14 protein-coding genes are annotated in these 13,307 nt (G+C 61.4%); 9 read left to right on the top strand and 5 right to left on the bottom strand.

What is annotated here, in order from left to right:
- Window positions 1–164: 164 nt before the first annotated feature.
- Both TR36_RS11960 and TR36_RS11955 read left to right on the top strand, forming a co-directional pair.
- Window positions 165–920, top strand: a complete 756-nt coding sequence (locus tag TR36_RS11960; protein WP_045393131.1) for a cytochrome c oxidase assembly protein — start codon at window positions 165–167, stop codon at window positions 918–920.
- Window positions 917–1,414: a CopD family protein gene (locus tag TR36_RS11955; RefSeq protein ID WP_045393133.1), complete on the top strand. Its 498-nt coding sequence runs from the start codon at window positions 917–919 to the stop codon at window positions 1,412–1,414. The genes TR36_RS11960 and TR36_RS11955 overlap by 4 nt, the downstream gene beginning before the upstream one ends.
- Before the next feature lie 17 nt (window positions 1,415–1,431).
- Here TR36_RS11955 and TR36_RS11950 read toward each other — a convergent pair whose 3' ends face one another.
- The gene (locus TR36_RS11950) at window positions 1,432–1,944 is read right to left on the bottom strand and encodes a DUF2231 domain-containing protein (protein WP_045393135.1); all 513 of its coding nucleotides are present in this window, start codon (window positions 1,942–1,944) and stop codon (window positions 1,432–1,434) included.
- Between the two features lie 90 nt (window positions 1,945–2,034).
- Here TR36_RS11950 and TR36_RS11945 point away from each other — a divergent pair, with 90 nt between their 5' ends.
- Genes TR36_RS11945 through TR36_RS11935 form a run of 3 tightly spaced genes read left to right on the top strand, consistent with a single transcriptional unit; the run spans window position 2,035 to window position 5,455 of the window.
- Window positions 2,035–2,652: a cytochrome c oxidase subunit II gene (locus TR36_RS11945; protein WP_370553407.1), complete on the top strand. Its 618-nt coding sequence runs from the start codon at window positions 2,035–2,037 to the stop codon at window positions 2,650–2,652.
- The gene (locus TR36_RS11940; RefSeq protein ID WP_045393137.1) at window positions 2,649–5,147 is read left to right on the top strand and encodes a cbb3-type cytochrome c oxidase subunit I; all 2,499 of its coding nucleotides are present in this window, start codon (window positions 2,649–2,651) and stop codon (window positions 5,145–5,147) included. Before TR36_RS11945 ends, TR36_RS11940 begins: the two co-directional genes overlap by 4 nt.
- A complete protein-coding gene (locus TR36_RS11935; RefSeq protein ID WP_062763336.1) occupies window positions 5,147–5,455 on the top strand; it encodes a hypothetical protein in 309 nt (102 codons plus the stop codon). Before TR36_RS11940 ends, TR36_RS11935 begins: the two co-directional genes overlap by 1 nt.
- Window positions 5,456–5,467: 12 nt before the next feature.
- Here the strand turns inward: TR36_RS11935 and TR36_RS11930 are convergent, their stop codons facing one another.
- The 4 genes from TR36_RS11930 to TR36_RS11915 all read right to left on the bottom strand — a co-directional run bounded on the left by TR36_RS11930 (window position 5,468) and on the right by TR36_RS11915 (window position 8,633).
- Entirely contained in the window at window positions 5,468–5,974 is a 507-nt protein-coding gene (locus TR36_RS11930; RefSeq protein ID WP_052362673.1) for a GNAT family N-acetyltransferase, read from the bottom strand.
- 265 nt (window positions 5,975–6,239) lie between these two features.
- Complete coding sequence (locus TR36_RS11925) at window positions 6,240–7,040, bottom strand: aspartate dehydrogenase (protein ID WP_062763334.1); 801 nt, start codon at window positions 7,038–7,040, stop codon at window positions 6,240–6,242.
- A gap of 106 nt (window positions 7,041–7,146) precedes the next feature.
- Complete coding sequence (locus TR36_RS11920) at window positions 7,147–7,458, bottom strand: hypothetical protein (protein ID WP_045393143.1); 312 nt, start codon at window positions 7,456–7,458, stop codon at window positions 7,147–7,149.
- Between the two features lie 176 nt (window positions 7,459–7,634).
- Window positions 7,635–8,633 carry a substrate-binding domain-containing protein gene (locus TR36_RS11915; protein ID WP_045393145.1) on the bottom strand — a complete coding sequence of 333 codons (999 nt, stop codon included), beginning with the start codon at window positions 8,631–8,633 and terminating at the stop codon, window positions 7,635–7,637.
- 120 nt (window positions 8,634–8,753) lie between these two features.
- On the opposite strand from TR36_RS11915, the gene TR36_RS11910 reads away from it, so the two are divergent.
- The 4 genes from TR36_RS11910 (at window position 8,754) to TR36_RS11895 (ending at window position 13,307) form a co-directional block, all read left to right on the top strand.
- Complete coding sequence (locus TR36_RS11910) at window positions 8,754–9,737, top strand: substrate-binding domain-containing protein (RefSeq protein WP_045393147.1); 984 nt, start codon at window positions 8,754–8,756, stop codon at window positions 9,735–9,737.
- A gap of 127 nt (window positions 9,738–9,864) precedes the next feature.
- Window positions 9,865–11,355 carry a sugar ABC transporter ATP-binding protein gene (locus tag TR36_RS11905; RefSeq protein WP_045393149.1) on the top strand — a complete coding sequence of 497 codons (1,491 nt, stop codon included), beginning with the start codon at window positions 9,865–9,867 and terminating at the stop codon, window positions 11,353–11,355.
- A complete protein-coding gene (locus TR36_RS11900) occupies window positions 11,348–12,346 on the top strand; it encodes an ABC transporter permease (RefSeq protein ID WP_062763332.1) in 999 nt (332 codons plus the stop codon). Before TR36_RS11905 ends, TR36_RS11900 begins: the two co-directional genes overlap by 8 nt.
- A complete protein-coding gene (locus tag TR36_RS11895) occupies window positions 12,339–13,307 on the top strand; it encodes an ABC transporter permease (protein WP_045393153.1) in 969 nt (322 codons plus the stop codon). The genes TR36_RS11900 and TR36_RS11895 overlap by 8 nt, the downstream gene beginning before the upstream one ends.

The raw sequence follows: 13,307 nt of genomic DNA, 5'->3' as shown, positions 1-13,307 counted from the left end.
TATTTTCCGGCACATGGGCAAATGGCCGCAGGACGGATGCATCCGATAGGCGCATAATACCGGACCGGGGTCGAAAACATGCCGGTATCTTCTGGCCTGATGGAATGCGGGAAACAGATCATCGGTATGCCTGTTGAAATGATGGAACAAAACCGGGAGATTGAATGGCACGGGAATGGCCTGCTCTGAACCCGACCGGCGAGGCGACGGTCTATTGCGGCCCGGCGCCGACGCCCGCAGCATTGGCCGGATCGTGGAATTTTGATCCGCTGGTTCTGCTGGGCCTTGCGGTTTTCGGGTTCGTGCTGTGGCGCAGGCGGACGCAGGGGACTTTGCCTGCGGCCTGCATCGGTTGGCTGGCGTTGTTTCTGGCCTTTGTCTCGCCCCTTTGCGCGCTGACGGCGGGGCTGTTCACTGCCCGTGCATTCCACCATCTTGTGATCATGACGCTTGCCGCGCCCGCACTTGCCACGGCCCTGCCAATCGCACGCCGGGGGTCGGTGGGGGGATGGTTGGCCGCCCTGTCGGTCATCATGGTGGCATGGCATGTGCCGGTCATCTATTCGTGGATATGGCAGTCCGATCTGGCGTACTGGATGATGCAGATCGCGATGCTGGGCGCGGCGTGGGCGTTCTGGTCCACCGTTCTGGTCCCGACCGATGATGCTGCAGGACTATTCCGCGGTGTGCTGGGCATTGCGGGGTTTGCGGGGGTGATGGGGTTCATCGGTGCCATTCTGACCTTTGCCCCGACACTGCTCTATTTCGAACATATCTATGGGGCTGCCATTTGGGGAATGGATCCTTTGGCCGACCAGCAGCTGGCAGGGCTGGCGATGTGGGTGCCCGGCTTTGTGCCCCTTGCCTTTATGGCAGCAATGCTGTTGCGCCGTGGCTGGATGCAGGGTGCCCCCGCGTGATCGTGGCGCTCAAATTCCTGCATCTGGCGGCAATGCTGTGCTGGTGCGCCGCATTGATCGCGCTGCCGGTTCTGATGACGATCTATGGCGATAGCCGCAAGCAGAAGCCTTTGCAGGGCAGCCGCCAGTCACGCTATGCCGAATTCCGGCTGATCACGCATTATGGCTATGTCGGGTTTGCGACACCTGCGGCAATCATCGCGGTGGCGGCGGGAACGGGGCTGATCTTTGCCGCCGGTGTTTTCGATCTGTGGCTGGTGGCCAAGCTGGCGCTGGTTGCGGGGATGGCACTGGTCCATGCGTGGTTGGGCCATCTGGTCGTCTCCTCGGCCGAGGAGCGGGGGTTGCAGCGGAATTTCTCGCCTCTGTTCGGGTTGGCGCTGGTTCTGCCGCTGATCCTCGGGGTGCTGTGGCTTGTTCTGGCCAAACCGGAGCTGGGGGGCATAACCGATTACATGCCCGCCATCTTTCTGGAACCGCGGGAGCAGACATGAACATGGCGGCATATCCCCTAATCGGGCTTGGTTCCGATCCGGTAATCGAACACAAGCTTGCCGCCGTGCCAGCCGGTGATGCCCGTCAGCATGGCGCCAAGTGCCGAAATCATGGCGCCGAACGGCAGCACTGCCGCCTCCGGGTCGGGCAGGCGAAAGCCCCAGTTCAACCCGAGGATGGACAGCAGCATGACGGCCAGGATGAAATGCGTCCAGCTGGCGGACCGGATGCGGATGCCCGGTGTCATCAACAGCTCTATCGTGCCTGTGACACCGGCGGCCATGCCGATCATGAAGGCCGTTCCCGAGGCCCAAAGGGCCACACGCGGCCAGAATGCATCGGCGGTGAACCAGTACATGCCGTCCGCGGCAAATGTGAGAAAGGCCAACGCGATCGGAAAGGCGACCATCATCGCATGCAGGGGGTGCCCGGCAATGGCGACGTTGGTTTCCGTATCGTCGAAAGTGGCATGTTCCTCGATCGGATCGGCCAGACGGCGGCGCTGTTTCCAGCTGTATCTCTGTCGCATCTGCGGTCTCTCCTGACGGCGGCCTTTTCCTACAAGCGTGCTATCCTGCTGGCAGTTCCGCTTTTATCTGCCTGCGATGCCCCGTTGAGCGTGCTATCCCCTGCCGGTCCCGCTGCGGCCGAGGTTGCCAGACTATGGTGGGTCATGGCAACCGGCGCGGGGCTGATCACCGCATTCGTGCTGGCAATGCTGTGGGGGGCCATACGGGGCGCGCCGCGCAAAGCCTCTTTCCGGGTGTGGATTGTCGGTTGGGGACTGGTGTTCACCATGACCGTGCTGGGCGTCCTTCTGGCAAGCGCCCTGTGGACCGGGGAACGTATAATTGCCAGGGGCGATTCCGTGGTGCGGGTGCAGGCCCATGCCAGCCGCTACAAATGGGATTTCGTGCAACCCGCGCCGGGGGGCTGGCCTGTCACGACACGGAACGTGCTGTATGTTCCTGCGGGACAGCCGTTCGAGGTGGAGATACGGTCTTCGGACGTGATCCACAGTTTCTGGGTGCCCCGCCTTGGCGGCAAGATGGATGCCATTCCGGGGCATGTGAACCTGCATCGCCTGCAGGCCGACCGCCCCGGTGAATATGCCGGGCAATCCGCCGAATTCTCGGGTCCGGGCTATCGAAAGATGCGTTTTACCCTGATCGCCTATGATCCTGCCAACCCGCCGTCGGCGTTGATCGATGCCCCCGCCGAGAAAGCCCTGCCATGACCGACATTCCCCCGAACAAGGCGCAGCGCGCGTTGCATCTGCACCGTGAACTGGACAGGGTCTGGGCCGATGATCCGGGATTGCGCGGGTTTTTCACCTCGGTCAATCACGGTACGATCGGGCTGCGGTTCATGGCGACGGCCTTCGTGTTCTTTGCCATCGGCGGCGTTCTGGCCATGCTGATCCGCGCGCAGCTTGCCACCCGCAAGGGGGCATTTCTGGACAGCGAGCTTTATAACCAGGTTTTCACGATGCATGGCAGCATCATGATGTTCCTGTTCGCCATTCCCCTGCTGGAAGGGTTGGCGCTGTGGTTGCTGCCCAAGATACTGGGCGCACGGGACATGGCGTTTCCACGGCTCAGCGCATTGGGGTATTTCTGCTATCTGTTCGGCGGGACGACCATCGTTCTGTCATTGGTGTTCGGCGTGGCCCCTGACGGCGGCTGGTTCATGTATGTGCCGCTGTCGGACAAGGTGCATACCCCCGGCGTGAATGCCGATGTCTGGCTGCTTGGCGTCACCTTCGTAGAGATTTCGGCAATGGCCGCTGCGGTGGAAATCACCGTGACCATCCTGCGTTGCAGGGCCGCCCATATGCCGCTGACCCGCATGCCGCTGATGGCCTGGTATCTGCTGGGCACAGCCGCGATGATGCTGATCGGCTTTCCGCCTCTGATCCTGGGGTCAATCCTGCTGGAGCTGCAACGTGCCTTCGACTGGCCGTTTTTCGATGTATCGCGCGGTGGCGATCCGCTGCTGTGGCAGCACCTGTTCTGGCTGTTCGGCCACCCCGAGGTTTACATCATCTTTCTGCCCGCTGCCGGGGCGCTATCCACGATCATTCCGGTGCTGAGCCGTACGACGATCCTTGGCTATGGTGCGATTGTGGCGGCCATTCTGGGGCTGGTGTTCCTGTCGTTCGGGCTGTGGGTGCATCACATGTTCACCGTGGGCATTCCGCATATGGCGCTGGCGTTCTTTTCTGCGGCATCTGCGCTGGTGGCGGTGCCTACGGCGGTGCAGATATTCGCCTGGATCGGCACCATGTACGGGGGACAGGTGCAATTCCGGCTGCCGATGCTGTATATCATGGGGTTCTTCGGCACCTTCGTTCTGGGCGGTCTGACGGGCGTGATGCTGGCGATGGTTCCGTTCAACTGGCAGGCACATGATACGGCATTTGTAACGGCGCATCTGCATTACGTGCTGGTTGGCGGGTTCGTGTTTCCCATGCTTGCCGCCGTGACCTGGTGGATGCCCATGATCAGCGGGCGGTGGCGGATTTCCGGATTGGGAGAGACCGCATTCTGGCTGATCTTCATCGGATTCCACGGCACGTTCCTGATCATGCATCTGACGGGCCTGTTGGGGATGCCCCGCAGGGTCGATGCCTATCCCGGCAATCCTGAATGGGAAATTCCAAACCTGATCTCGTCCGTGTTCGGCATGGTGCAGGCGATGGGGTTTGCGCTGTTCGCCTTTGACATGGTCATGCAATGGCTGTTCGGGCGGCGCAGCTGGCGCAATCCGTGGCACGCACCGACGCTGGACTGGGCCATGCCGCTGCCCGCCCCGTCCTATAATTTCGCCTCCTTGCCCACACCGCTTCATGGTGATGCAAATGCGGTTCTGCCGTTGGCCAAGGGGCAGGGGCTGTTGCCCGGCGCCCCGCGGGGCCATCGCGAAACGCTGGTGGTGGATGCGGCAAGCGGCAGGCCGGACCATGTTGCCGTATTGGCCCGAAGCACGGCATTGCCGGTGTGGACGGCGGTGGCCATCGGCAGTTTCTTCGGGTTGATGCTGGCAGGTCTGTACTGGCTGGCACCCCTTGGGATCGTCGCGACGCTGGTGATGGTCTGGCGGTGGGGCGCGATCATGGGGGTGGAGCGGGATCTGCCGCCGATCGATGTTGCCCCCGGCCTGAACCTGCCGCCGCATTTTCATAAACGGCAGACGCTGGCCTATACCGGCTGCATCGCCTTTCTTGTGGCGGACGGGACTGTTTTCGCATCGTTGCTGTTCGCGGTCGGATTCCTGAGCGTCATCGCCCCTGAATGGCCTGCACCCGGCGCGGGCTACAGGGCCGTGCCGATGCTGTTTGCCACAGCAGCGGCCCTGCTGTCATCGGCATTTGTCGTATATGCCGCGCGTAGGGCTGAGGGGTGCCGCGGAGCGCCTGATGCTGCCATCTGGACGCGCGCGGGGCTTTGTGCCTCGGTCCTTGCCCTGATTTGCATGTGCGGGTTGGCGGCGGGGCTGGATGATCCGCGGCGCCATTCCCGGGATGCGCTGCGCGCCGCTTTGCTGGGGTATGCCGCTGTGCATGGCATCGTCGCCACGATGCTTGCGCTTCGTGCCGACAGGGATGCCCGCACGAACCGGCTGGGGGCCGAACGGCGGGGCGCGATACCGGCATGGCGGCTGTTTCACCAGTTCTGGCTGACCGTCACGGCAACCGGGGTCGGGATCGTGCTGGCCCAGGAGGTGCTTTGATGGCATGGATGGTGCGCGCTCTGGCCGGGCCCGTCCTATGGGCCACGCTGTTTTCCGGGGTCTATGCATTGCATGGTCTGGGCTGCGCGCGGGGGTGGCAGCAGCAGCCCGTGTTGTGGGGTGATCTGCATCACATGGCGCTATGGGCTCTGTGGGGCGCAGGTTTGGCGGGCCATGTGATGCTGGTCCGGACAATGCCCTGCGATCAGGGGATCAGGCGGTGGCTGATCGTGGCGGGGGCGTGGATCGGGCTGGTCAGCTCTGCCTTTACGCTGTTTCCGGTGACGATCCTGTCCACCTGCCTGTGACCCAGCCCCCTGTCATAGTGCCAGCTTCATATGGACGAACCGCGCATCCTCGCCGCCAAAGGCATCCGGGTCGGTGTAGCGCTCGAAGCCCAGGCTTTCGTACAGGGGCAAGGCCTCTACATGCCGGTCAATCGCATCCAGCCATACGGCACCATATCCCAATACCCGCGCCTCGGCCACAAGCGCCTGCCCCAGCTTGCGGCCCAAGCCGTGGCCACGTGCGGTTTCGCGCACATACATGCGGTTCATCTCTCCATCCGACGTGCCGCGAGGTTTGAGCATGACAATCCCCACGGGTTCGCCATCCAGCCACGCCATGAACGCTTCACCCTTCGGGGGCAGATAGTAGGCGCTGAAATTCTCCAGCTCTCCCGCGACGTTCTGCTTGCTGATGTAGGTATCGATCTCGCTGTGCATTTCGGGGTAGCGCTGTTTGATCACATCGAAAAATTCCCAGACAAGGGTCCGCACGGCTGCAATGTCATCGCTGGTGCGGACTTTGGTTATTTCCATCGACATGCAGGTCATCCTTTTCGGGTCGGTAAAACGTCTGTGTTTGCAATGCGTAAGGGGAGGGCGCTCTCATGACAAGCAATGTGCCTGATATCGCCCCGGGCTTCTGGCGGGCGCGGGCCGATGTTATGCACCGTCATGATCCGGTTCACGCCCAAGTGTGGTGCCCGCTGGTGCGTGGCATGAAACGGGCGGGGCAGATGGGTGACTGTGGCCGACAGGTGCTCACGACGGCTCACATTTTCCGGCAGCGGGGCAATGACGCTGGCCCCTACAGGACAAAGGCGCAGTTGCGCGATTTCAATGCACGATAGGCACTGGCGGATGTCAGGGCCGAGGTTTTCGGATTGTCGGGCAATGTGCCTGCCGTCGTCGTGAGATCCAGATCGAGCAGGGGGCCGGTTGCCTGAATGCGGTGGGTGTTGCGCGTGACGGCGGGATCGGCAATCAGCCGCACCTGCGTATCATCAAACCCCAGACCGGCGAGGGCAACGGTGGCAACCACATTGGCGTTCTTCGGGAAAAGGCGCGCGGCCTCCCGTGCGGAACCGGCGAATATCTCGGTGGCACACCCAAGCCTGTCCAGATCGAACCTGTCTTCGGCGGGCGTGCCGCGCCAGCTTCGGGGGGCCTTGGTTCCGGTGTAGATCACATGGTCCAGCCCCACGGAACCCGCGGCGGCAAGGGCATCGATCCCGCCGATCGCCCCCGGCAGCAGTGTGGCCTGTGCGCCCCCTTTGGTGGCCGCGTCCTTCAGCCCGCGTTCCAGCGCCATATCCGACAATGCGCCCACCGACAGGATGCCCAGATCGACGCCGCGCAGCAGAACCTGCGGCCCCAAGCTGTGCAATGCCTCATGTCCTGCGCATTCCAGCACGAAATCCGTATCATCCGACAGATCCGAGACATCCGTGATCGCCTGTATCCGGCCGCCAAAGGTGGACTGGATCAGCGCCTTGCGGGCGGGCCTGACAAGTATCTGGGTGACGTTGATCTGCGGATCGTGATCCGCTTTCTTCATAAGGTCCTGGGCAATAGCCCCAAAACCGATGAGCGCGATGGGGCGTGTCATTCCGCAGTCCTATGGTTTTCCTGCACAGTGTACCCCGTTCGGGCGCAAAGAAAACACAGGTCTTGCAGGGTGGGCCGCAGAACCCGGAATCCTGCGGCCCTATTGGTCATTGGCGCGGTGGCACCGCGGCCCGGAACGCAGCCTCTACATCGGAGGCGGAGACGGTATGGCCGGATTTGTTCAGGCAATCGCTCAGTGCGGCCATGTCCGGCGGTTGGGGGTGATCATCGGCTGCAGGCGGTTCACCAAGGCAGGTGCGCAGGACATTCTGCGGCACGTCCAGCGTGCTGGACACCACGGACAGATCGGGCGGCGGAGGGCGCTTTTGTTCCTGGGCCAGGGTTGCGCCTGCATTGAGGATCAGGCCCCCCGCCAGCAATGCGGTGGCAATCGTAGGAAATTTACGGATGCTGAGCATATGAAAATCTTTCTATCTTTCTGGGTGATCCGCAGTCCTATTCTGCGCGCCCTGCACGGCCGGACATATGGCCGTGCAGGAGGATCATGTGCTTTCACGGGGCAGCCCGGATTTTCCGTCGGTGCCAAAGCCGTGAAGCCGATCGCGGGCGGGCCGGGGCGCGATATGTGCCGTGGTCAGTGCCCGAGGATCGGGGGAATCTGGATGATGCGTGCGCCCTGATGTGTGCCGCTGCGGATCAAGGCAAACAGTTCCGACAGCATCTTTTCCACATCCTGCTTTACCATCGTGATCTCGGGTTTCAGCACGGCCACCAGAGGGTCCCAGTCAAAGCAGCCCACGGCCATATCAGGTGAATGCAGGTTGCCGGCGTCGCTGAGGGCTTGGGTCACCCCTTCAAGCGAGATGGTCGAATTGATGAACATCGCGTTGTAGGATTCGAAGCCGTTGCCGAACAGGGCCTTTATGGCCTCTTTTGCTTTGGGCGCCTCATATCCGCAGGGGATGATCTGGCTTTCGTCAATCGGCAGGCCGCGTTCGATATGGGCCTGCCGGAACCCGCGGATACGTTCCTTGGTGTTGTGGTCCGTCGGCTGGCCGCCGATGAACAGCATCCGGCACGTTCCCTGCACATCATCGATCAGCTTGTGCGTCAGCTGCAGCGCGCCGGAATAGTTGTCGGATATGACCGAAACGGATTTGTTGCCGGGCAGGTCGATGTTGAGCGTGGGGACGCCCACCTTGGCACACAGGTCATAAAGCTGGTCGGGATCGGTAGAACCGGTGCAGATGATGTACTCGGCCTGATACAGCAACATCGTCCGCACGGCCTGCAGTTCCAGCGCGGGGTCGCGGTGGGTGCAGGTGGTGATCGGGAAGTAGCCCATTTCCCGTGCCAGCCGTTCGAAATTCTGGGTGATGGAGCTGAAGAAGCGGTTGTCGTAGATCGGAAGGATCATGCCGATGATGCCGGACCGTTCCTTGCGAAGGGCGCTGGCCTGCATGTTGACGGCATAGCCCCGCTCCTTGGCCAGACGGCGCACCTTATTGGCCATCTGCTCGCTGATCCTGCGTTTTTTCCAGCTGCCGTTCAGAACCGCGCTAACCGTTCCCGCCGAAGTTCCAGCAAGCTGAGCAAGATCGTAGATCGTTGTTTTTCTTGACGTATCGTTCATATTTCGGCGGTGACCCTGAAATTCCGAGGATGATATTGACACCGTTATGCTCTCTATGCAAATTTAGCGCAATCGATTGTGCATAGCCTGCGCATCGGGGGGACATCCAGGGAGGATACCATGAAGGCTTTCACGAAGATCAATATCGGCATCGCTGCCGCATTGCTTGCATCCGCACCGGTTCTGGCTGCGGCTGAAACCACGATCGGCGTCGTGGTGAAACAGGGCGGCAGCCCGTGGTTCAACGCGATGGAAATGGGCATCGACCAAGAGGCAGAGGCGCTTGGCGTCAACGCTTTCATGGTCGGGCCGACCAGTAACGACCCCGCGCTTCAGGTCCGGGCGATCGAGGATCTGATCGCCCGCGGCGTGGATGTCATCGGTGTCGTGCCGAATGACGCACAGGTTCTGGAGCCGGTTCTGGAGCGGGCGCGTGCCGCCGGAATCAAGGTGATTACCCATGAATCGCCGGATACCGTGAACAACGACTACAACTTCGAACTCGTCTCTACCGAGGATCTGGGCATTGCCCACGGAGAACTGTTTGCCAATGCCACGGAATGCAAGGGCAGCTATGCCGTTTACGTCGGGGGCCTGACGGTGCCTGCGCAGAACGCATGGGCCGATGCGGCGGTCGATTATCTGACAGAGCATTGCCCCGACATGAAGCAGGTGTCCGAGCGGTTCGGTGTTGCCGAAAGCGTGGATGACAGCCGCAATACCACATTGGACCTGATCCGCGCACATCCCGATCTGTCCGGCATTCTGGCGTTTGGCAGCCAGGGACCGATCGGTGCCGCGCGCGCCGTGCAGGAACGCGGCCTGTCGGGTGATGTCGCGGTCGTCGGCCTGTTTTCCGCAGGGCAGGGCCGCCGCCTTGTCCATGAGGGGGCTATCACGGGTGGTTTTGTCTGGAGCCCGCTGGAAGCAGGCAAGGTCTTTGTCCAGCTGGGTCAGATGCTGGTCGAGGGTAAGGAAATTACCGACGGCGAAGATCTGCCCCTGCTGGGCCAGATCAAGCTGGAGGGCAACAACATCTATGCCAACAAACCTTTGGCCCTGACCGAAGAGAGTGTTGACGGGCTGGCCGAGCTGGGGCTGTAACCCCGCCGCCTGCCAGAGTGGTGGTGCGCTTGCGGGCGTGCCGCCACGCCGATTTCCGAAATTTCGCAAATTCTGGGTCTGCGCCTTGTACCGGCGGCGGAGCGACCAGTCGTGATGGGGCGCCGAAATGACAGATTACGCATTAAAAGCCGAAAATATTACACAAAAATTTGGCGCTTTCTCGGCGCTCAAGAATGTCTCGTTCGATCTGAAGGTCGGGGAGGTGCATTGTCTGGCCGGTGAGAATGGTTGTGGCAAAAGCACCCTGATCAAGGTCATCAACGGTGTCCACCGTCCGGAACCGGGCGCACGCATCGGTTTTGGCAGCGGGCAGTCCGCTGGCCACATCACCCCGTCGGATGCCAAACGCAACGGCGTGCATGTCATCTGGCAGGATCTGGCGGTCTTTCCCGATCTGACCGTGGCCGAAAACATCACCTTCGACAGTTTTGTGGCCTCTCCGTTGAAGCCCGTAGGATCGCGGGACAGGAAAAGGCGGGTGAACGAGATCATCGCCCGCCTGGACATCGATCTGGACCCCGACGAGCTGGTCGGTAACCTGAGCATTGCGAAACGCCAGCTGGTCGCGATCTGCCGCGTGCTGGACGCCGATGCCAAAATCATCTTCATGGATGAACCGACGGCGTCATTGACGCGCAAGGAAACGGAATCCCTGCTGCGGATTGTCCGCCGTTTGTCGGCTGCGGGCATATCGGTGGTTTTCGTCAGCCACCGCCTGGCCGAGGTGCTGGATGTCTGCGAACGGGTAACGGTTCTGCGCGACGGCAATCTGGTCGGTACTTACCCCACCGAGGGGATGAGCCAGAAGAAACTGTCCAAGCTGATGACGGGCATGGACGTCCACGAGGAACCGCGTGGCCCCCAGACATTTGGTGAAACCGCGATCGAGGTGAAGGGCCTGACCCGCCGTGGTGAATTTGCAGATGTGTCCTTTGCCGTGCGGCGCGGCGAAATCCTGGGGCTGACGGGCCTGATGGGGTCCGGCCGGACCGAGATTGCGCTGACGCTGTTCGGGATGAACAAGGCGGATGCCGGACAGATCCTGCTGGAAGGCAAGCCTGTCAGCTTTGGCAGCAACAAGGATGCGATTGCGGCAGGCATTGCCTATGTGTCCGAAGATCGCCTGAACCTCGGCCTGATCCAGAACCAGTCGATCATCAACAACACCGCCATCACGGTTCTGGACGATCTGGCGGATCCGCCGGTGTTTCTGGCGCCCTCGCGGCTTTCGCAGCTTTGCACAAGCTGGATTGCCCGGTTGAAGACCAAGGTCAGCGATCCGCGTCTGCCGGTATCTGTCCTGTCAGGGGGGAACCAGCAACGGATCGTTCTGGCCAAATGGCTGGCAACGAACCCCAAGGTCCTGATCCTGGATGCGCCAACGGTTGGTGTCGATGTCGGGGCCAAAGCGGGCATTTTCGAGATCGTCCGCGATCTGGCGGCCACCGGCATGTCGATCATCCTGATCAGCGACGAGGCGAGCGAGATCCACACCCATGCCGACAGGTGCCTGATCCTGCGCAACGGCCGCATCCACCAGCAGCTTGATCCCGCAGATGTCGACGAAGAAAAACTTGAGGAGCTGATCAATGCGTAAGGCCCTGCTGTCGCCCGAGGGCATACTGGTTGTCCTGATCGCCGTGGTGTCGGCCTATCTGAGTGTTGCCACACAGGGCTTTGCCACCGTCCAGAACATGTTCGACCTGCTGAACAACCAGTCGGTGAACATCATCTTTGCCGTGGGGCTGGTGGTCGTGCTGGTGTCCGGCGGGATCGACATTTCCTTTTCCGTCGCAGCCTCTGTGGTGCAATATGTCGTCATCAGCTACCTGCTGACGATCGACGGCGGGAACTGGGCCATCGCGGCGCTGCTGACCTGCGTGGTCGGCATTTCGCTGGGGCTGCTGAATGCGCTGCTGATCCACAGGTTCCGTATCGTTTCCATCATCGTCACGATCGGGACATTCAACCTGTTCTTCGGACTGCTGATGTATCTGTCCGGCGGGCGGTCCATCTATTCCATTCCCGACTGGCTGTATTCCCGCATTCCCGTATTCAGCTATGAACTGGAGCGGGGGTCGGCCACGCTTTATCTGCCGGTGCTGGTCATGGCGGTCATGGTGGTTCTGACCGGGTTCATCCTGTCCCGCACGGGCCTTGGCCGGCAGATCTACGGCTTCGGGTCCAACCCGGATGCGGCCAAACGGTCGGGGGTGAATGTCGCCTTCGTCCAGGCGTTTGCCTATGGCTGGCTGGGGCTGTGCGCTGGTATCGCCGGGCTGATGCAGGCCCATATCGTGCGGGAGGTTGTGCCCAACGCGCTTTATGGCCGCGAGCTGGATATTCTGGCCGCCGTGGTGCTGGGCGGTGCGGTTCTGGGCGGTGGCCGTGGCACCGTTACCGGTGCGGTGCTGGGGGTCATGCTGCTGGCGCTGATCCAGAACGGGCTGAACCTGCTGGGGATTTCGCCCTTTGTCTTCAAGGTTGTTGTCGGGGTCATCATCCTGTCCGCCATCACGGTGCGCAACCTTGACCGCCTTCTTCCCAAACTTTCTTCCGTGAATGGCAAAGGTGAAGCCGATGCGTAATCTGTCCGCTAAATGGTCCGGTGACCGGATCGAACTGGCTGCAATGTTCGCGTTCCTTGCTGCCGTCATCCTGTTCTTCTCCATCGCCGCGCCGAACTTCCTGTCGCTGGGAATATTCCGGTCCATGGCGTTCCAGTTGCCTGAACTGGGGCTGCTGACGCTGGCCATGTTCATCCCGATCATCGCGGGCGGTCTGAATCTGGCCGTTACGTTCTCGGCCAATATCTGCGGGCTGGCCGCAGCCTTCGTGGTGCAATCGGCGCTGATGAACCACGGGATCGTGGCCATTCCGGCAGCGCTGCTGATCAGCATCTTTACCGGGCTGGTCATCGGAATGCTGATCGGCGCGATGGTGGCCTATGTCGGCGCGCATCCGATCCTGGTCACGCTGGGGGCAATGATCCTGCTGCGCGGCATCGGTGAGACGGTTACGCGGGGCGGCGATATTTCTGGCATGCCGGATGTGTTCGAGGTGATCGGCCATGGCAGCCTGTTTGGCATTCCCGTGCCGATGATCATCTTCCTCGCCGCGGTCGGGCTGTGCTTCTACATCATGCAGTTCACCAAACTGGGCTTTTCCATCCATATGGTCGGGTCGAACCCCAAGGCGGCCCTGTTTTCGGGGATCAACGTCAACCGTGTTCTGGTCTGGGTGTACGGTCTGTCGGGTGCACTTTCGGGACTGGCGGGCTTTCTGATGCTGACCCGTTTCAATTCGGTTCGGGTCGGCCACGGTGAAAGCTATCTGCTGATCACGATCCTTGCCTGTTTCCTTGCGGGGGCGAACCCGTTCGGCGGATTCGGCCGGGTCCTGCCGCTGGCCGTCGGGCTGATCAGCCTGCAGGTCATCGCATCGGGTATGAACCTGATGGGGGCAAGCCAGCATCTGGCCACGGTGGCATGGGGCGCATTTCTGATCGTCGTGATGGCGGTTCGTGCCCCGTTCCAGACGAAATCCTGA

The sequence above is a fragment of the Falsirhodobacter sp. alg1 genome (assembly GCF_000739715.2).
In the GTDB taxonomy this organism is placed as follows: domain Bacteria; phylum Pseudomonadota; class Alphaproteobacteria; order Rhodobacterales; family Rhodobacteraceae; genus Falsirhodobacter.
Note: the sequence above shows the minus strand (reverse complement) of the source record. Positions and strands in the feature narration are given on the sequence as shown.

Coding starts and splice junctions, on each gene's coding strand:
- TR36_RS11925 (WP_062763334.1), bottom strand. CDS start 7,040: ATGACACGCCCCATCGCGCTCATCGGTTTTGGGGCTATTGCCCAGGAC.
- TR36_RS11950 (WP_045393135.1), bottom strand. CDS start 1,944: ATGCGACAGAGATACAGCTGGAAACAGCGCCGCCGTCTGGCCGATCCG.
- TR36_RS11895 (WP_045393153.1), top strand. CDS start 12,339: ATGCGTAATCTGTCCGCTAAATGGTCCGGTGACCGGATCGAACTGGCT.
- TR36_RS11935 (WP_062763336.1), top strand. CDS start 5,147: ATGGCATGGATGGTGCGCGCTCTGGCCGGGCCCGTCCTATGGGCCACG.
- TR36_RS11905 (WP_045393149.1), top strand. CDS start 9,865: ATGACAGATTACGCATTAAAAGCCGAAAATATTACACAAAAATTTGGC.
- TR36_RS11910 (WP_045393147.1), top strand. CDS start 8,754: ATGAAGGCTTTCACGAAGATCAATATCGGCATCGCTGCCGCATTGCTT.
- TR36_RS11920 (WP_045393143.1), bottom strand. CDS start 7,458: ATGCTCAGCATCCGTAAATTTCCTACGATTGCCACCGCATTGCTGGCG.
- TR36_RS11940 (WP_045393137.1), top strand. CDS start 2,649: ATGACCGACATTCCCCCGAACAAGGCGCAGCGCGCGTTGCATCTGCAC.
- TR36_RS11930 (WP_052362673.1), bottom strand. CDS start 5,974: ATGTCGATGGAAATAACCAAAGTCCGCACCAGCGATGACATTGCAGCC.
- TR36_RS11960 (WP_045393131.1), top strand. CDS start 165: ATGGCACGGGAATGGCCTGCTCTGAACCCGACCGGCGAGGCGACGGTC.
- TR36_RS11900 (WP_062763332.1), top strand. CDS start 11,348: ATGCGTAAGGCCCTGCTGTCGCCCGAGGGCATACTGGTTGTCCTGATC.
- TR36_RS11915 (WP_045393145.1), bottom strand. CDS start 8,633: ATGAACGATACGTCAAGAAAAACAACGATCTACGATCTTGCTCAGCTT.